Below are 18,170 nucleotides of genomic sequence, written 5' to 3' on the forward strand. Positions count from 1 at the left end.
TTTGTCATTTGTCATGAATTATTTCTCCCTACTCCCTCTCCTGTCTCCTGTCTCCTCTCCCCTACCCCCTCATCTCCTTCAAAAGTTTCACAGACTACTAGGCGAAAGTTGCTAAAATCGGCTAACCTAGCTGCATTAAAAGGGATAATGCAGCTAGCCAACCGCTGGGAGTCAGCCTGTGAACCTAGGTCAATGGATCGGTTTAATCGCCATAGTTCTTTCTTTGTACATCTCGTGGCAAATTCGAGAAGTGCTGTTGTTAATGTTTGCCGCAGTTGTCCTAGCCACAACCTTAAATCGGCTAGCGAGCTACTTCCAACGCTTAGGAATGAAGCGTGGATATGCCGTACTTCTGGCAGTTGGTATCTTTTTTGCTGGTATTGCCGGTTTTTTCCTGCTAATTGTGCCACCTTTCGCACAGCAGTTCCAAGAATTAACCTTAAGAGTGCCTCAAGGGTTTGAGCGCTTTAATGGTTGGTTTGATGAACTGAAAACTCGGGTTCCTGTGGAGATGAATCCGTATATACCCGATCTTAACAGCCTGATTCAACAAGCACAGCCCTTCATTAACCGAGTAGTCGGGAACTCTTTTGCTCTTGTCTCTGGCTCATTGGAAGCCGTCCTCAAAATCTTACTAGTGCTGGTTTTAACAGGAATGTTGTTAGCCGATCCCGACGCTTACCGCAAGGTATTTGTACGGCTGTTTCCCTCATTTTATCGGCGGCGCGTGGATGGAATTTTGGATAAATGCGAAGTTTCATTAGAAGGATGGATCACAGGCGCAGGCTTTGCTGTCTTTGTAGTGGGATTGATGAGTGTGATTGGCTTATCAATTTTGCGTGTGAAAGCAGCGTTAGCACTAGCTGTTTTGGCAGGGTTTATGAACTTGATCCCCAACCTTGGCCCAACAATGAGCGTAGTTCCAGCGCTGGCGATCGCCTTATTGGATGATGGCTGGAAATGTCTTGCTGTTTTGATTCTCTACATTTTAATTCAACAAGTCGAGACTAATTTCATCACCCCTATCGTCATGGCACATCAAGTTTCACTCCTGCCAGCTGTGACTTTAATTGCTCAGTTATTTTTTGTCACTTTCTTTGGCTTTTTAGGATTATTATTGGCACTACCTCTAACTGTTGTTGCTAAGATTTGGTTACAAGAAGTTTTGATTAAAGATGTTTTAGATCAATGGGGAAATAGCCATCAAAAAGGAGCTGAGTTGGTGGTAATTTCCGACTCAATAGATTCGGAAGATTATTGGATAGACGAAACTCCTGCTAGTGAGCAAGCGCAGCCGATGGATGATGTTTAAGCAAAAAAAATCAAAATATTTTCACTACACCTATCTTCATAATCAGCACACCATTTCATCTTGTAATAATCGCGTTGGACATGGGTCAAACCTCCATGCTGATAGTGTTTCAAGTTTCTGCTTCTACTCCTAGCGGGAGCATCCCACTTTTTTAAATGCTCCGTCATTGCGAGCATAACGAAGTGAAGCGTACCCCTACGGGGAAGCAAGCTACGCGGGGCGTGTCGCAGACAAGCAATCGCCAGATTTTCCACTCATAACAAGTCTATGCGATTGCTACCCTACCCTACGGGAACCCTCTTCGAGGGAACGGGAACACTTCGTGAACGTCGTTCTGAACTGGAGGATTTTGCGATTGCTTCGTTCCTCGCAATGACACGTAAAAAAGTGGGATGCTCCCGTAAGTGGTTGTATTGGCTAGCATAGTAAGCAATCCCAAATTCAAATTTAGTAGAGCATAGGCGATTTTTGCGGGATGGACGGGAACGATCGCCACTAAAGACAGTACGATTGTTCTATTCTAAACGCGTTAAAGATAGTATTATTAAGGACTGTTTCACGGCGCAACAATTTCTCGGCCGGCCAATATGTCAGACCAACAGCTAGCAGCATCCTTAAATGGGCATCTTCCTCACCCCAGCCACAATCACCAGAATACCATTCGGATTCGGGGTGCTAGGCAGCATAATCTGAAAAATATTGACTTAGAATTACCACGCGATCGCCTGATTGTATTCACTGGCGTTTCTGGTTCTGGCAAGTCTTCCCTGGCGTTTGATACCATTTTCGCTGAGGGACAGCGTCGCTATGTGGAATCCCTCAGTGCCTATGCTAGGCAATTCTTAGGACAATTAGATAAGCCGGATGTGGAGGCGATTGAAGGCTTAAGTCCGGCGATTTCCATCGATCAAAAGTCTACTTCCCATAACCCCCGTTCCACCGTGGGTACAGTGACAGAGATTTATGATTATCTGCGGCTATTGTATGGGCGAGCTGGTGAACCCCATTGTCCGATATGCGATCGCTGTATTGCACCCCAGACAATTGATGAGATGTGCGATCGCATTATGGATTTAAGCGATCGTACCCGCTTCCAAATCCTCGCTCCTGTTGTTCGGGGTAAAAAAGGCACTCACCGCAAACTCTTATCCAGTCTCGCCTCCCAAGGTTTCGTTCGCGTCCGCGTTGATGGCGAGGTGCGAGAATTATCTGATTCTATTGAGTTGGATAAAAATTTAACACACACAATTGAAGTAGTAATCGACCGCCTAGTGAAAAAGGCAGGCATTCAAGAGCGTTTGGTTGATTCTCTATCTACGTGTCTTAAATTATCTGGTGGTATTGCGAACATTGTCATTGGCGATAACCAACAGCAAATAACGAGTGACAAAGAACAAATAACAAATGACAACCAAGAAGAATTAGTTTTTTCAGAAAACTTTGCTTGTCCAGAACATGGCGCGGTAATGGAAGAATTATCACCGCGATTGTTCTCTTTTAATTCCCCCTATGGAGCTTGTCCCAATTGTCACGGAATAGGGACTTTAAAACGCTTTTCGCCAGATTTGGTTGTGCCAGATCCAGAAGCACCAGTGTATGCGGCCATTGCTCCTTGGTCAGAAAAAGATAATTCTTACTATTTGGAATTGCTGTATAGTTTGGGTCAAACTTACGGTTTTGAGTTACAAACAAATTGGAGCAAACTGTCAGCAGAACAGCAACAGACTATTTTATTTGGGGAGCCAGAGGAACGTAATTCAGAAGACAAGAAAAAGCAGATTTTTAGAGGCGTAATTCCCATTCTACAACGGCAATATGAGGGTGGATCAGAGTTAATTAAACAAAAACTGGAAGAGTATTTAATTGATCAGCCCTGTGAAGTATGCGGCGGAAAACGATTAAAACCAGAAGCATTAGCAGTCAAGTTGGGACAGTACGGAATTTTAGATTTAACTGGGGTATCAATTCGGGATTGTCGGGAAAAAATTGATCAATTAAAGTTAAGCGATCGCCAAGTACAAATTGCTGATTTGGTACTGCGAGAAATTAAAGCGAGATTGCAATTTTTATTGGATGTAGGTTTAGATTATCTTACCCTTGACCGTCCCGCTATGACGCTTTCTGGTGGCGAAGCACAACGCATTCGTCTCGCCACACAAATTGGTTCTGGGTTAACTGGCGTTCTCTATGTTTTAGATGAGCCAAGTATTGGTTTACATCAACGAGATAATGGCAGACTACTCACAACTTTAACTAAACTGCGTGATTTAGGTAATACCTTAATCGTCGTAGAACATGATGAAGAAACAATTCGTGCAGCTAACTATATTGTTGATATTGGGCCTGGTGCAGGAATTCACGGCGGAAATATTGTCGCCCAAGGTGATTTGCAAGCTTTGCTAACAGCAGAAGACTCCTTGACTGGTGCTTATTTATCAGGAAGGCGGGTAATTACTACACCAACAGAACGCCGAGAAGGAAATGGGCGCAGTTTAGTAATTACCAACGCCCATCGCAATAATCTCAGAAATATTAACGTAGAAATCCCACTCGGTAAACTCGTCGCGGTTACTGGGGTTTCTGGTTCTGGTAAATCTACCCTCATTAATGAATTACTCTACCCAGCATTACAACATCATTTACTCAAGAGAGTTCCCTTACCCAAAGAGATGGATGCAATCAAGGGATTAAATGCTGTTGATAAAGCAATTGTCATTGATCAATCTCCCATTGGCCGCACACCACGTTCTAACCCTGCAACTTACACAGGCGTTTTTGATGTGATTCGGGATGTATTTTCCCAAACAGTCGAAGCCAAAGCCAGAGGTTATAAACCCGGACAATTTTCTTTCAACGTGAAAGGTGGACGTTGCGAAGCTTGTAGCGGACAGGGTGTAAATGTCATTGAAATGAACTTTTTACCCGATGTTTACGTGCAATGTGAAATTTGTAAAGGTGCAAGATATAACCGCGAAACTTTGCAGGTGAAATACAAAGATAAAACCATTTCTGATGTTCTTAGTATGACTGCTGAGGAGAGTTTAGAGTTTTTTCAAAACATTCCCAAAGCTGTCACTCGTTTGCAAACTTTAGTGGATGTAGGATTGGGTTATGTACAATTGGGTCAACCTGCAACCACCTTATCTGGTGGCGAAGCACAGCGAGTCAAATTAGCCACAGAATTATCTCGTCGCGCCACAGGAAAAACACTTTATCTAATAGATGAACCCACTACAGGCTTATCCTTTTATGATGTCCATAAATTGTTAGATGTATTGCAAAGATTGGTAGATAAAGGTAATTCAATTTTAGTAATTGAACACAATTTAGATGTGATTCGTTGTGCCGATTGGGTGATAGATTTAGGCCCAGATGGTGGCGATAAAGGGGGAGAAGTGATTGCTGTGGGGACACCAGAAGATGTGGCGAAAAATCCCAGATCTTATACTGGACAATATTTACAGCATGTGTTGCAACAATATCCAGCAATGAATAAGTAGATTTTTAATGATTTCATCGATATCTATCACTGAGTTTGCTGTGAGCCTACTGTCTACTCTGCAATAAACAAGCTAGCATCAACATGAAAAAACCTACCCAAAGCCTCAGCTTGTTCTTGAGTAATTGCTAATTCACCATTAAAAATCTTAGCAACAATCTCATTTCAACCAAGAGTTTCTACTAAATCATTTTGTCCCAAACTCTGTGCTTCCATCAAATGTAATAGTCTTGAGAGAGGCGTTGAGACATTAATTTTATAGTGCTTATCTTCAAAATCCTCAATTAGTTTTACCAGTAATTCCAAAAGAGCATCTTCTTCGGCAGTGAGATAGGAACGAGAGAGTAGTTCCTCAACCACTTCTAAAAAATTATCGTTTTCTTCTTCTGTTTTAATCATTCGTAATCACTGCTAGCTACCAAGAAGACATAAAATTCCAATCTGCTGAATTTTCTGTGTTTACTGTCCCATATTCTGCCTGTGCTGGATTTTCTGCTTGCATTAACTTCTCATATTCTCCCGCATCAACCCACTTTAACAACTCAGCAGTTCGCATGACAGCCCACGGGAATTGATACTCCATAAAGCTGATGATCTTGGTTATCTGATCCAAGCTATCAAGATTGATGTTAGTGAATTCACGCGCTTGGGCTTGAAAATCAGCAATTGTATCTGCATTCAGGTAATCACTTGGTAACCCAGCTAGCTTCATAAGTGCAGTGATTGCCACATCGATATTCTGACACGCTAACAAAGCGGCGCGATCGCATGTGAATCTAGACATAATAATCCAGTTATACAAAGCCACTTCTAGCCCACTAGTTGCCAAGCCCCCTAAGCCAAGAGTAGTGCTACTGATGATATTCTTTAACAGTGGCATCACATTGGCAATTTGCTGATAGGCAATGTACCCACCCTTAATCCGAGCTATCTCATGCCCAAACGCAAACAGCAATTCATCCGGTGAGTACCACTCCATAGCCTCCAGATTCACACCAACTATGGGCTTTTCCACACCCACCGCATAGCTGCTAATATGTCCCGTACCTCGAAACAAGTATAGTTCTGGCTGTGGGTCAAGCTCAAGAATCTGACAGGTTTCTAAAAATGCATCATGCAGTTTGGGGAAATTTCGAGGCGTCACCTTGAACTCACCGCCGATAATTTGCATCCTGAGCAACCGATCAATTCCATACTCGTTCACTTTCTTCATTAATAAAGGCAAACCCGGCATTTTATTCAGCGAAGCTAAAGCTTTCTGATCAAAAGGATGCTGGTAACTGACTGTTTTTAGACCGACTAATATCTTTTTTGCCATCGGTTTATTAAGTATACTTGTGGAATTATTGTAATAATATCACCAAGCTTCTGTTTACAGGTTTTCAACTTCTTGAAAATGAGCATCTCGCGTAACAAGAATTAAATATAGCAACTGTCTTATACCGTTTCTTTGTGAAGCTGCCTATAATTCACCCCCCGGCTATCGCCGTCCCCCCTTGGTAAGGTGGGACTACAGGGGGGTATTATTATGTGCATCTTCATACAAAATAGGTATTAAAAGTTAGGCGATCACTTATGGAATTTTAAGAAACTAAAATTTTTATTTTACAATAATCATTTCTAGTGCGTTAAAATTTATAAAAAATATATTTGGTTCTATTTGTATGAGCAAAAGATATTTTTCATGAATCCGTTAAAAAAGCTTTGCAAAAAGAACAATGGATAATTAAGCTCGATCCATTATTGTGCCTCAAAATTATCATCCCCTTTGCACAAACTGTCTTAAAATCTCCCCTGGTTTCCTATCCCAAGTGTCGATATGTTCATATATCAAAGCATCTTGATTAATTTTATATGTGGAATAGCCGTTAAAAAATAATTTCGCTTTCCACGGAACACGCAATACACCACGTACAGTCCACTTTGCTAAAATAGTATCTTCAGATGACTGATCAACTTCATGCACATCAAAATAAATTTCAGTAAAAAATAATCGAGCGTGAAATCGCAACGTCCAAAATATAATGCGATAATTAAATTTATATTTGAATTTATTTACTGGATCTCGAAAATAAATATCATTTGTATAGATATCATATGATATATCTTGCTCAAAAAGCGTTGGTAAATCATTTTTGAGAGTTTTAATTACCTCTGCTACCTGAAATTGATATTCCATGCATTTCGCCCTTTAAAAAAGATTTCTAAAAAACCTCTCTCCCCGTTGCCAAAGTGAAGCTGACTTGCTGTTACTTAAACCCACACTATTCAAATCTGACAAAGTAGGAAATGACGCAGATTTAGCATAGGGGTCATTTCGCAATACTTTCGCTAAAGCATGATTATTCTCTCGCAAACCCTCGTAGAAAAAGAATACCTCTCCTCTAATTCCTCGTTTGCGGTTGCATTTAATTGCTTGCACAAGATATTTAGGGTTAATCGAGTAAGAACCCAGTTTTATTAAGATTCCTGGGGCTAATTTTGGTAGTGTCGCATCTGTAAACTGTTCGGCTACCAATCTATTTACAATACATTTGTAACGGAGGAAGTCACGGCGATAAATTTGTGGGTGAATCATATCAACGATTCCCCGATTTAGCCAAGTTGCTGAATCTTGCAGATATTCTTTGAATCCCCAATCATAGATGCTAGGAGACATCGACACTATTAAGTTAGGATTAACGGCTTTAACTTCTCGATAGAGACGCGCTAAGAAGTTAGTGAGAATATCAGCACGCCATTGTAGCCATTGCTCATCTTTAGGGTTTTGTGGGGGATTTTGACCGAACTGCTGGCGATAACGTGCGATAGTTCCCTCATCATAGCCGCCTTCACAGGGTAATGCTGGGAAGCGATCGTCACCTTGTATACCATCAACATCATAATTTCTGACAACTTCTAATACCAAGTTCAACAGAAATTCCTGTACTTGGGGATCAAGAGCATTCAACCACTCGAAACCATTCTTCTTTAACAGCTTACCATTGCAGTCACGGGCTGCCCATTCTGGTTTTGTCTGCAACAGCAGACCCCCATTCAAATTATAAGAACTGGCGAAGCCGTATTCAAACCAGGGAATAACTTTTAACCCAACCCTTCGCGCCTCAACAATTACTTCTGCTAAAGGATCACGACTTTCAAAACTGGGATCGATTTTTACGCCAAATATCTCCTCCATCGTTTTACTAGGATACAAAGTTACCGCCTTATTCCAAACCACAGGAAATACTACATTAAATCCTGTCTCGGCGAGGAAATCCATTGCCTCAGCAATATGTTGCTGTGATTTAAGGACTTTACTATCGGTATTGGTAAGCCAGACACCGCGTATTTCTATTAAGCTCATTTGCTTATCACATAAATCATGCTATGGGAATCTGAAATGATTTGTGAAAAATCTTAAGTAGTGTAGCAGCGTAGGGTAAGTAATATCCACCATATCCGGTTTCCGATTTAATTTTTCTCAAAATCTAAGTATTCTGTAGTCATCGCCCACCAAAACCCTGTTCCACTACTCTCCGCCAGCAGAGCTACCACCTTGATACTATCTTTTAATAGATGTTTTTAGTCAAAATATTACATATACTTTGTTCTAACAATAGTTAAAAAATATTCTAAACAATACATTGTATGTCTGTAATTGAAAATTCTTGGACACACAAATATATCACTACCAATGGAGTGAAACTGCACTATGTCACCCAAGGTGAGGGTTCTTTGATGTTGATGCTACATGGATTTCCGGAATTTTGGTATTCTTGGCGACATCAAATACCAGAATTTGCCAAATATTTTCAAGTTGTTGCTCTTGATTTGCGTGGTTATAACGATAGTGATAAGCCACTAGAGCAATCAGCTTATGTGATGTCTGAATTTGTCAAAGATATTCAGGGAGTAATTACGGGTTTAGGATATAAAAAATGTATTTTAGTTGGACATGATTGGGGAGGGGCGATCGCCTGGAATTTTGCTTATGATCATCCCCAAAAGGTAGAGAAGTTAATTATACTCAACTTACCCCATCCCGCAAAATTTGCCCAAGGATTACGTACTCTTCCACAACTACTACGTAGTGCCTACATTTTCTTTTTTCAACTGCCTTGGATACCAGAATTGTTTATAAAATCTTCAAATTATCAAGCAATCGAAAGGGTTTTTAAAGGTATGGCAGTTGACAAAAGTGCTTTTATGCAAGGTGATATCGACGCTTTTAAGGAAGCTGCCGCCAAACCTCTAGCTCTCACTGCAATGCTAAATTATTACCGTAACATTTTTCAGCAAAGAATATTAGAGAAAAACTGGAGGATTCTGGAAGTGCCAACACTCATGATCTGGGGTGAAGAAGATACCGCTCTTGGTAAGGAACTTACATACGATACGCAAACGTATGTCAGGGAATTTCAACTTAAATATATTCCTAACTGTAACCATTGGGTACAACAAGAACAACCTGAACTAGTTAATCTGTATATGCGAGAATTTTTGGGGCTTTAAAAAATTGGTATTTATTTTTCTAGAACACTATTTTAGTAAAAGCGAAAACATATCAACTTTTCATGACAAATTATGCTGATCAACACTACATCTTAATAAGATTTAACAGTAATTTAACAGTGCTAGCTTTTGAGAGCTTACCAGTCATTTATATCTCAAAACTATAAGCAATAGTAGTTCTGGCACTACCACCAGTTATGTTCCAGATCACCACAGATTTGTGTGATTAATCAACATCTTCCCACGATTTAGTGAGATAATATAAATGTGAGGAACAGAACGGATGCAACTTGATTGCAAAGGGGAAATTTATGAAATTTAAATTATTAGCAGCTCTTGCCCTGGCGACTCCCCTATTTTTCATAGGCTCAGTCCAAGCTGAGAATCCGCAAGACTTACAAAAGCTACTCGAAACTGGGGAATGTATCAAGTGCAATCTATCAGGAGCGAACCTCAGTAGCGCTCATTTAATTGGTGCTGATTTAAGAGGAGCAAATCTCCAAAAAGCTAATCTTTCTGAAGCTAATCTTGAAGGTGCTGATCTAACTGGTGCAAACTTGGCAGGTGCTAACTTAACTTCAGCTTACATAACCAATGTGAATTTGAAGCAAGCCAACCTTAACAATGCAAATTTGACTCGCGCTAAGATTTATGATTCTAATGTGTATCAAGCATCAATGAATAACCTCACCATCACTGATGCTGAAATATTTCACACTGGAATAGGAGTTGGTGGAGAAGATGCAGAAATTCCCGATTGGGATTAGGCTGCGCTAAGTAAGCATAAATGCAGCTTGGGGTAGATAAATTAAAGATAAAAGAAACTATCTTTTGGCAAATACTATCCCTAAAGCTACTTTAAAGAGATTGATTTCTGAGTAAAAGGAGAAGCACAGGCCATTTTCTGGGCTTCTACCTTTTTTCATGAGGAGACGCATCTACAAGTACCCTCTCCGTTAGAAGAAAGGTAGGGTGGAATTAAACAAACGTAGAAGCGTAGCAGTAAGCCAATGCAGTGGGTTTTCCGGAAAGACTGACATTAGCGAGGTACTCCTACGGATAAGCTATGCGTAGCGTCTTGCCCAGAAAAGCGCCGCCCCTACTTCCACGGTCTTGTTGGCATTTATGGCTACTATAGAGGAAAAATCAAACAGGTCTTTTTTTCCCAGCGCCAAGCATTTTGTATGCACATATCATAAAAAACTTTTTATGTCTAGACTAATGGAATACATAAAAACTTTTATTACGTATTAATATCAATACCGATGGGTTAATTGACGAATACGGCTTAAGATAGCTTTAATATTCAAATAAAATCAGCGTTTAAGCTTGTATAAATGAGAGGTGGACTGATTTTTGCATGATTTGTACTTTAAATGAGTACGATTGATGGGCAACTGACACGGCATGGGATAATAGCAACCTGAGGATTCCAGTTGATTTAAAAAACAGAACTCAGAAAGCAGATTTTCATATCTCCTGCCACCTTCTGACTTCTATCCTCCTACTGACTTTCTACCTTGTAGTTGATGAAGTAGTGATTAAGGGGCAATTATGGTAATAGAACACTAAAACCCTTTTGTACCCGAAACTCAGTTGTGCTGATGCTCTTAGGCATCGCCTAATCAACAGCCTTTTGGTTGTAATTGTCCGGATTAGAGAAACTCAACTGTCACAATTTAATGGGAGCGAAAATGCCAGAATCGGAATTTACAGAAACCAAATCTCCAACAGACACAGTGCCAGATATCAACAACCAAACAGGAACCATAACCAAGCTCCAGCCTCCCGCGCAGTCGCAAGAGCAGTGGCTAAAATACGGTGAACAAATTTCTGGCTTTTTAGGAACACTGCCCGAATATTTGGGAAGCTTCTTTAATCAATACAAACAGCCCTTGATTTCCGTTGGTTTAATTATAGGAGCAATTGTTGCGGTTAAAGTACTCCTGGCAATATTGGATGCTTTGAACGACATTCCTTTAGTAGCACCAACCTTTGAGTTGATTGGTATTGGTTACTCTGCATGGTTCGTGTATCGCTATTTACTCAAAGCCTCAACCAGGCAAGAGTTGACTCATGAAATTACAACACTCAAATCACAAGTTGTCGGTAAACAAACTTCAGAATCTTAATAGCTGATAGTTGCTTTATTCTAATTCAAAATTCAAAATTCAAAATCTAGTTTTGAATTTTGAATTTTGAACTCCCGAGTACCCTTTTGGGTAGGAAAGCTACCTATAGCTTTTCATTAAAAAGGCGTTGACTAATTTTATAGCCAAGCTTATTGAGGCGATCGCACAATGTTTTGAGACGGAATTTTCTCCAAACGCCCCGTTCGTACCAAAGCTTGATGAATCATTACGGCTACCTCAGCACGGGTAGCCTCTTTATTAGGGGCAAAAATTTTCGTGTCAGGGTGGTTGACGACAAGACCGTTGACTGTTGCTGCTGCTATCTTATCAGTAGCGTATTGAGGAATATCTTTAGCATCTTTGTAGATGTTTAAAATTTGATTGGGGGAGGTGGGAGTTTTCAGATTTAACCCAGTCACAAGGGCTACTAAAGCTTGTACGCGGAGAATTTTTTGTTCTGGTTGAAAGGTTTTGTTAGGGTAGCCTTTTAAAAATCCAGTGCTGACAGCTTGGTTAATTGCCGGAGTTGCCCAGTATTTTGCTTTCACATCGTTAAAAGCGATCGCACTTGTCTCAAGCTTGTTTTCAAAGGCCTGTTGTAGTATGGCAGCAAACTCAGCACGATTTACCGACTGATTTGGTCTAAAGGAATAATCTGGAAAGCCTTTAATAATACCACGGGAAGACAGAACATTAATAAAGCGCCGACTCCAAAAGTCAGCAGGTACATCAGTAAAGTCAATTGGCGGCGGAATTGTTGACTTCTTCTCCGAGGGAGTCACCAGCGAAAACGGTTGTTTGATCGCATTGGCAGAAGGTTGCAGAGGTGTAAGTATTTGTGAAGAATCAGTTATACCTGTATTGCTTGATGGTAGCGTCGGCGCAGGAATCGCCTGCTCAATTACCGTTGGAGTAGTGCTAGGTTCAACAACAGGCGCAGATGGCGGCGACGGTAAGGTATTCAGGTTGGAACCTGTATTAAGTTCCACACTAGGGGTAGGAGAGGACAGCGATGAATTAGGCTCAACGCTAGCTGAAGAAACAGGAGACGGTGATGGCGTTAAGCTTAAATTCCAGCCAGAATCCCTGCGGGTAAATGACCAAAATAGAATCACTCCGATTGTCGAGAAGGCAACCAGAATAGCTATAAACTCATCAAAGCCAAGAGCAGTTGTTTGAGATGACTTAGGATCAGGAGGAGGTGTATTTGTCATCGTAGTTACCCTGCTAGTAGTAAAATTTGCATCTAACCAAAATTAAGCCACAAAAGACTCTTTTACACCAGAGTTAATGATACTTTTATTTCAAATCTAGTAATCCTTCTTCCTTCAACTTAGGATTAAAGCGAATTTGTACTTGCAAACCACGGGATTCTAACGCCGCTATAATTTCCGCTTCTACTCGTCGCGCTACATTTTTGAGAATTTTCATTTGTGTCAATTCATCATTGACCGGATTTTGATAATTTTCCTTTTCTTCAGGTGTCATTACCACTTTAGTATCAATGGGCTGTATCCATTTTTCTTTATTATTTCCATTGCCCAATGGTAAACTACCATTTTCAGCAATCCAGGCCTTTTCAATGTTTTCTAAAACTGCACGACTAGGGCGTTCAATAGTTTGAGCTTTCACCCAATAGCACTGTTGTGGCTGACGTACTAAATGCTGCTTGAGACTGAGATAAACATCACGAGAATATCCTACAAATTGCAGCGATTTCTCTGAATTAAAAATTGCATATACTCCAATTTTTCCTTGGAATTGCTCAGGCAATTGACCATTTTCGTCAATATAAGGAACATATTCTAAAGTTACTAAAGCAGGAATATTAGTTTCAGCAGTCATAACTTAAATTTATTTTTTTATGGGATTGACAATTGCTTTTTAGTAGCAAAACAACAGTATCTATTCACCAATTTTTTGGTAAATTGCACACAGGCGACTAGGCTTAAAAATTTTAGCGTTAAACATGAAATTTGGTGGTACGTTGATAATCGCATACTCGTCAGATTCATGGTATTGCTCAAATTCTGCTGGCATCCCTTTAGGGGTAGTTAAGCTATAAGGAACTGGCTGAAAAAGCAGTTTTGTAAATTCAACTTTTTCAACTTGCAATTGTTGAGCAACTTGGCTTAAGAAATTTTCACTTGACAATAATTTAAACAGAGTTTCTTGCAGATTAGGCTCGAGAGTGAAACTGCTGTCAAAGTTCTGGACAATTTTTAGAGGCATTTTCGCACTGGTTTTTAACGACTAATTGACAATAGAAGACGAGGAGCATTTTATACATTATCGCCAAAATGCTTCCATAGCAGCTAACAGACTTACGTCTCTAGCGTGTATCGGCAACTTTTGCAAAAATGTCATCTTAAATCAGCTTATTAGATTGTGCGACTTCTTTGATAGTCTCCAGTCCCACAATTCATAGAGAGTTACCCAAGGTAGCTTTTTGACTGCGAATTGAAACCCTGGAATATAGTAATTTGACTCGTTCATCCTTAAACCAACAACCAAACGAAGGGACTTACACAGTTGATGTCTCAGCAGATTCACGTATTGGTAGAACAGCGAGAGGGAGTGAGATACTCCCCGCGCCGCCCGGAGGATGAAGTGGGGCTGCTGTCGGAAATAGCTCAATTCTTAAAAGCCATATCACACATTGATTTCCAAATTAGATTGCATTCGTTGAAGTATTATTCCCAGATATGAAAAAATGAAACCTAATTTAAAATTAATAATGCTGGCATTCACAATCTCATGACTCGACAACCCCATGACCAATTTGCAAAGGAATATCTAGAAGAATTGTTAAGCTCTTTAGGTAGGGTAGAAACCAGCAAAGATGTTAAAAGCGAAGTTCGTGAGATAGATGTTTGGTTTGTTCCCAGCGCATCCCCATCTAATGCATCAGAATTGGGATTATTGGCAAAAATGGCTGCAACTAGCTGTCTATTTGAACCATTTCGTAATTCTCCCAGTGAAGGGGAGATTAGGAGTTGTTTGTTAAAGTTATATACAGTTCATGGAGATTTATTGCGACAAGCGAAAAGGGAAAAACGCTCTTTATCAGAGGGTGAATTACCCTGTTTATGGATTTTAACTCCTTCTTGTTCTCCTAGAATGCTCAACGGATTTGGAGCGAAAATTCAAGAGTCAGAAAATTGGGTTGAAGGGGTTTATTTTCTGCCAGAATTTTTTAAAGGAGCCATTATAGCTATTAATCAGTTACCTGTTCTTGAAGATACTCTCTGGTTAAGGGTGTTGGGGAAAGGAAGGACGCAAAAACAGGCTGTAGAAGAGTTGGTTCAACTGTCAGAAGGAAGCTCTAGATGGGATCAACTGCTAGAGATTTTAGCTTCTTGGCGCAAAAATATAGAGGTGAAAGATAATGTAAGTGACGAGGAAAGGGAGTTGATTATGAACTTATCACCAGCTTATCTTAAGCAACGGGAAGAATGGCGACGAGAAGGACTGCAAGAAGGACGACAAGAAGGACTGCAAGAAGGAGAGAAGAAGGTACTACTGCGGTTACTCAGGCGACGCTTTGGGGACATTGCTCCTGATTTAGAGCAGAGAATTATCAGTTTATCGATTCCCCAGTTGGAGTCCTTGGTAGATGCTCAGTTAGATTTTTCTAGTTTAGATGATTTAGCAACCTGGTTGTCAGCACACAGTTAATTTCAAGTCGAGCTAAGAGGTTGTTTGAAAAGTGGTCGGCTGTGATTTTAGGCACTTGGCGATCGCTTTCATCAATTGCCCCTACTGCGTGCAGTTTTGCGTCAGTACTATCAACAAAAAAGCCTGCATAAGCAGGCTAAGACCAGAATTAAGTGTAGTGTGTCAAGCTACGGCACTACAGAAGTTGTAAAAGTTCTTTAATTTTCGTGTCTTGGCGCTGCTTGAATTTTTCCGGAAAATGGAACTCGATCGCTATCTTACCGCTTGGTTGTTCTTCAACTGTGGCAACTTCGGCAACAAATCGGCTAGATGAGGGATTATCAGCATCCTGATTCAATAACAAACCAACCAATGGTTTGACAGTCCGCATTGTGTGTAAGTCCTGTTGTCCCAGAACTTTGTCAGATGATAAGGCTTTGGTATCCTCTAATTCCAAGCGTAAACCTGTCACCCCTAATTCTGTTGCCACTCCAGAAAACAGATGACCATCCCAGTAGAGTTGACTTGCAGTGTGAACTTGCTTGCGGACTTTTTTGCGGTTGGTTCTTTGGATGTCACGCAAGGAACGAGTGAGACTGGTAGCTAAAAATCCAAAAGAAGCCATTGGTTGATCTACATCCGCTCGCTTCTGGGAATACCATTCCCGCACATCAGAATATAAAACTAGTGTGAGAGCATCAAGTTGGGCGCGATTGGGATTGACAAAATCAATTGCCAGCAGTGTTTCTGTATCATTAACAGGAGATACGCGGATAATTCGCGCTGTGAGAGAGGCGCTAGCGGTGAAATCTCCCATGATTTCGATTTCTACTTCGTCTGGTAAATTGGGCCAAGATTCCAAAGAAATTAAAGCACCAGTTTCGGAGATATTTACCGTCTCGCCCATGATAACTTGGTCATTGCTAGAAATAATCACAGTTAGCGATCGCTGCAACCGGTGAGCCGAACGTACTTGTGGTTGTTCAAAACCAACTAACAAAGCAGCTACCAGTAACACCAAGTTAAAACCAGACCACATGGTATTAACTAAGACAGCTTGCCAATCTTCAGGGCGTAGTAGTAGCCAATAAGGGACAGCCAGTAAAGAGGAAATCACCACTCCCGCTACTATTAACAAACCACGCATCGACTCCCAGTCAAATGTGCGCTGAGTAACAGATATCCCTTTGTCAGTAACATTGAACGAACCCATCTTCGGGTTAATCAGCGCTAATAACGTCACCCACCCAGCCTGGAACGCCATTGCAAACTCAAAGATTTCATTCCAGAAAGAGAACCGGACACGTTTGTAGATGATGAAATTAGCAAAAAGAGAGAGCAATATGTGTGGTATTGCATAGGCTAAGGTTTCTAAACCCAAACCTTGGACAGAATTAATGCCAAATAATAAAAATAGCGTGGGAGCAACTGCATATACTAATCGAGGATACCCATACAAAAAGTGAGAAGTCGCACTTAAATAACAAATCCGCTGGGCTAATGTCAGCTTCAACTTCCGGTTAAAAAAGGGATTTTCCAGTCGCAGTATTTGCGCCATTCCTCTCGCCCAGCGCACTTGTTGACCCACATAAGAAGAAAACGTTTCTGGCGCCAAGCCAGCCACCATAATTTTGTCGTAATATACCGACCTATAACCTAGTGAATGCAACCGCAGGGCTGTATGACAATCTTCCGTAACCGTTTCTACGGCAATTCCCCCAACTTCTAGAAGATGGGATTTGCGGATTAAGGCTGCTGAACCACAGAAAAAGGCAGCATTCCAAAAATCGTTACCTTTTTGTAGCACCTTATAGAACAACTCATTACCCACCGGAATTCTCCCGTCGGTAAACAAATTGCGCTCGAAGGGGTCAGGATTATAGAACCAGTGAGGCGTTTGCACAAACGACACTTTCGGGTCGAAAAAGAAGCCCGCTGTATGTAGGATAAATTGGCGTGATGGGATGTGGTCACAATCCAAAATCATCACTAAATCGCCACCAGTTTTATGCAGCGCCGTGTTGATATTACCAGCCTTGGCGTGGTCGTTATTGTCCCGCGTCATGTGTATGCAACCGAGTTCCTGGCACATTTGCCGCAGTTCTTCCCGTCTAGCGCTAAACTTTTCTCGCCGTGGGTCGTCTTCTTTGTATCTTTCTGGACGACCATCATCGAGGACATAAACCTTTTTTTTCCCAGTACTATAGTCACACGCTAAGGCTGCTAGTGCCGTCTTGCGGACAATCTCAACGTCTTCATTATAAGTTGGGATATAAATATCAACATTGAACCATTCTGCTTCCGGAATAGCGGAAAGATTGACTGGTTGGCGTTCTTTGATTTTGAGGGTTTGAAAGTATGCCAACACCAATGTCAAAATGGCATAGAGTTCTGCCGCAAATAATAATACACAAGCCGTACTGTTAATCCAACCATCAAAGTTGAGGGTGTAGCTAGTGCGGTAGTACAGATAACGGAGAGTGGTGACTAAACTTAGCCACACTAAAAATAAGTGATAATACTGACTGCGATCAGCAGAAGATTCTTTATCCTCAGCTTTGATCACTAACTGACCAAGTAGCACTAGAAAGACGGCTATTACACCCTGTTGCCATACTTCTATCGGGGTAATAATCAGCGGGATTGAAAGCACCACTAACAACAGAGAAAGCAACTTTAACTGTTTTATACCCGCTTTTTTGAGAGTGCGGTCAAAGAATCTGGGAGTAAGGTCAATCAGCCAGCTACTCAAATTGAGGTTTTGGCGATCGCTTTGTTTACGAGGCGGTTTGTATGAAGAAGAGGACATTTTGAATCTTAAATTTTAAATTTGGGACTTTGTTAGGGTGGTCAGATCCCCGACTTCTTCAAGAAGTCGGGGATCTCAAATCACTAAATATTTACCAACTCAGTGCTGAGTGCCTATAGGCTTTGAGTAAATTTAAGAAGTACTCAGTACTTTCGCACAGGGCGTAAAAGCCCCGCCCCTTGTGGACGGAATCTTCTTATAGAGAGAAGGTTGATACCACGCTCTCATTGTGGGCGGTCTTTTAACTCAGCACTCAGCACTTTTAAC

Annotated in this window: 14 protein-coding genes and 1 pseudogene; 7 read left to right on the forward strand and 8 right to left on the reverse strand. The window is 41.0% G+C overall.

Going from position 1 to position 18,170, the window contains the following annotated elements; genetic code table 11:
- Positions 1-178: 178 nt before the first annotated feature.
- Positions 179-1,312 (forward strand): AI-2E family transporter, encoded by a 1,134-nt coding sequence (locus CAL7507_RS14850; RefSeq protein ID WP_015129293.1) that lies wholly within the window; start codon positions 179-181, stop codon positions 1,310-1,312.
- A gap of 587 nt (positions 1,313-1,899) precedes the next feature.
- Entirely contained in the window at positions 1,900-4,812 is a 2,913-nt protein-coding gene (gene uvrA / locus CAL7507_RS14860) for an excinuclease ABC subunit UvrA (RefSeq protein ID WP_015129295.1), read from the forward strand.
- Positions 4,813-4,976: 164 nt separating this feature from the next.
- Here uvrA and CAL7507_RS14865 read toward each other — a convergent pair whose 3' ends face one another.
- The gene (locus CAL7507_RS14865) at positions 4,977-5,210 is read right to left on the reverse strand and encodes a type II toxin-antitoxin system HigA family antitoxin (protein ID WP_236556954.1); all 234 of its coding nucleotides are present in this window, start codon (positions 5,208-5,210) and stop codon (positions 4,977-4,979) included.
- 16 nt (positions 5,211-5,226) lie between these two features.
- Entirely contained in the window at positions 5,227-6,129 is a 903-nt protein-coding gene (locus tag CAL7507_RS14870; protein ID WP_015129296.1) for a M48 family metallopeptidase, read from the reverse strand.
- A 359-nt stretch (positions 6,130-6,488) separates the two neighbouring features.
- Between CAL7507_RS14870 and CAL7507_RS33430 the strand changes: the two are divergent.
- Positions 6,489-6,545: pseudogene (locus CAL7507_RS33430) on the forward strand (hypothetical protein); the annotation flags it as partial.
- A 25-nt stretch (positions 6,546-6,570) separates the two neighbouring features.
- On the opposite strand, the gene CAL7507_RS14875 reads toward CAL7507_RS33430, so the two are convergent.
- Both CAL7507_RS14875 and CAL7507_RS14880 read right to left on the reverse strand, forming a co-directional pair.
- A complete protein-coding gene (locus CAL7507_RS14875) occupies positions 6,571-6,990 on the reverse strand; it encodes a DUF2358 domain-containing protein (RefSeq protein ID WP_015129297.1) in 420 nt (139 codons plus the stop codon).
- 12 nt (positions 6,991-7,002) lie between these two features.
- Positions 7,003-8,157 carry a glycoside hydrolase family 10 protein gene (locus CAL7507_RS14880; RefSeq protein ID WP_015129298.1) on the reverse strand — a complete coding sequence of 385 codons (1,155 nt, stop codon included), beginning with the start codon at positions 8,155-8,157 and terminating at the stop codon, positions 7,003-7,005.
- Between the two features lie 284 nt (positions 8,158-8,441).
- Between CAL7507_RS14880 and CAL7507_RS14885 the strand changes: the two genes are divergently transcribed.
- The 3 genes from CAL7507_RS14885 to CAL7507_RS14895 all read left to right on the forward strand — a co-directional run bounded on the left by CAL7507_RS14885 (position 8,442) and on the right by CAL7507_RS14895 (position 11,437).
- Positions 8,442-9,305, forward strand: coding sequence for an alpha/beta fold hydrolase (locus CAL7507_RS14885; RefSeq protein ID WP_015129299.1), 864 nt, complete (start codon positions 8,442-8,444; stop codon positions 9,303-9,305).
- A 311-nt stretch (positions 9,306-9,616) separates the two neighbouring features.
- Positions 9,617-10,072, forward strand: coding sequence for a pentapeptide repeat-containing protein (locus CAL7507_RS14890; protein ID WP_015129300.1), 456 nt, complete (start codon positions 9,617-9,619; stop codon positions 10,070-10,072).
- A gap of 927 nt (positions 10,073-10,999) precedes the next feature.
- Positions 11,000-11,437 (forward strand): CAAD domain-containing protein, encoded by a 438-nt coding sequence (locus CAL7507_RS14895; RefSeq protein ID WP_015129301.1) that lies wholly within the window; start codon positions 11,000-11,002, stop codon positions 11,435-11,437.
- Positions 11,438-11,586: 149 nt separating this feature from the next.
- On the opposite strand, the gene CAL7507_RS14900 is transcribed toward CAL7507_RS14895, so the two are convergent.
- From CAL7507_RS14900 to CAL7507_RS14910, 3 genes are all read right to left on the reverse strand, one after another.
- Positions 11,587-12,651, reverse strand: coding sequence for an S-layer homology domain-containing protein (locus tag CAL7507_RS14900; protein WP_015129302.1), 1,065 nt, complete (start codon positions 12,649-12,651; stop codon positions 11,587-11,589).
- 85 nt (positions 12,652-12,736) lie between these two features.
- Positions 12,737-13,282, reverse strand: coding sequence for a GIY-YIG nuclease family protein (locus CAL7507_RS14905; RefSeq protein WP_015129303.1), 546 nt, complete (start codon positions 13,280-13,282; stop codon positions 12,737-12,739).
- 60 nt (positions 13,283-13,342) lie between these two features.
- Positions 13,343-13,669: a hypothetical protein gene (locus CAL7507_RS14910; protein WP_015129304.1), complete on the reverse strand. Its 327-nt coding sequence runs from the start codon at positions 13,667-13,669 to the stop codon at positions 13,343-13,345.
- 525 nt (positions 13,670-14,194) lie between these two features.
- Here CAL7507_RS14910 and CAL7507_RS14915 point away from each other — a divergent pair.
- The gene (locus tag CAL7507_RS14915; RefSeq protein WP_015129305.1) at positions 14,195-15,115 is read left to right on the forward strand and encodes a DUF4351 domain-containing protein; all 921 of its coding nucleotides are present in this window, start codon (positions 14,195-14,197) and stop codon (positions 15,113-15,115) included.
- Positions 15,116-15,290: 175 nt separating this feature from the next.
- Here the strand turns inward: CAL7507_RS14915 and bcsA are convergent, their stop codons facing one another.
- On the reverse strand, positions 15,291-17,903 hold the full coding sequence (gene bcsA, locus CAL7507_RS14920; RefSeq protein WP_015129306.1) for a UDP-forming cellulose synthase catalytic subunit: 2,613 nt from the start codon (positions 17,901-17,903) through the stop codon (positions 15,291-15,293).
- Between the last annotated feature and the right edge of the window lie 267 nt (positions 17,904-18,170).

Origin of the sequence: Calothrix sp. PCC 7507 (genome assembly GCF_000316575.1) — a bacterium.
GTDB lineage: Bacteria > Cyanobacteriota > Cyanobacteriia > Cyanobacteriales > Nostocaceae > Fortiea.

Bases quoted from the DNA above. Each gene is read 5' to 3' on its own strand.
- CAL7507_RS14875 (WP_015129297.1), bottom strand. From the start codon at position 6,990: ATGGAATATCAATTTCAGGTAGCAGAGGTAATTAAAACTCTCAAAAAT.
- CAL7507_RS14900 (WP_015129302.1), bottom strand. From the start codon at position 12,651: ATGACAAATACACCTCCTCCTGATCCTAAGTCATCTCAAACAACTGCT.
- CAL7507_RS14870 (WP_015129296.1), bottom strand. From the start codon at position 6,129: ATGGCAAAAAAGATATTAGTCGGTCTAAAAACAGTCAGTTACCAGCAT.
- bcsA (WP_015129306.1), bottom strand. From the start codon at position 17,903: ATGTCCTCTTCTTCATACAAACCGCCTCGTAAACAAAGCGATCGCCAA.
- CAL7507_RS14910 (WP_015129304.1), bottom strand. From the start codon at position 13,669: ATGCCTCTAAAAATTGTCCAGAACTTTGACAGCAGTTTCACTCTCGAG.
- CAL7507_RS14915 (WP_015129305.1), top strand. From the start codon at position 14,195: ATGACTCGACAACCCCATGACCAATTTGCAAAGGAATATCTAGAAGAA.
- CAL7507_RS14905 (WP_015129303.1), bottom strand. From the start codon at position 13,282: ATGACTGCTGAAACTAATATTCCTGCTTTAGTAACTTTAGAATATGTT.
- CAL7507_RS14880 (WP_015129298.1), bottom strand. From the start codon at position 8,157: ATGAGCTTAATAGAAATACGCGGTGTCTGGCTTACCAATACCGATAGT.
- uvrA (WP_015129295.1), top strand. From the start codon at position 1,900: ATGTCAGACCAACAGCTAGCAGCATCCTTAAATGGGCATCTTCCTCAC.
- CAL7507_RS14885 (WP_015129299.1), top strand. From the start codon at position 8,442: ATGTCTGTAATTGAAAATTCTTGGACACACAAATATATCACTACCAAT.
- CAL7507_RS14895 (WP_015129301.1), top strand. From the start codon at position 11,000: ATGCCAGAATCGGAATTTACAGAAACCAAATCTCCAACAGACACAGTG.
- CAL7507_RS14890 (WP_015129300.1), top strand. From the start codon at position 9,617: ATGAAATTTAAATTATTAGCAGCTCTTGCCCTGGCGACTCCCCTATTT.
- CAL7507_RS14865 (WP_236556954.1), bottom strand. From the start codon at position 5,210: ATGATTAAAACAGAAGAAGAAAACGATAATTTTTTAGAAGTGGTTGAG.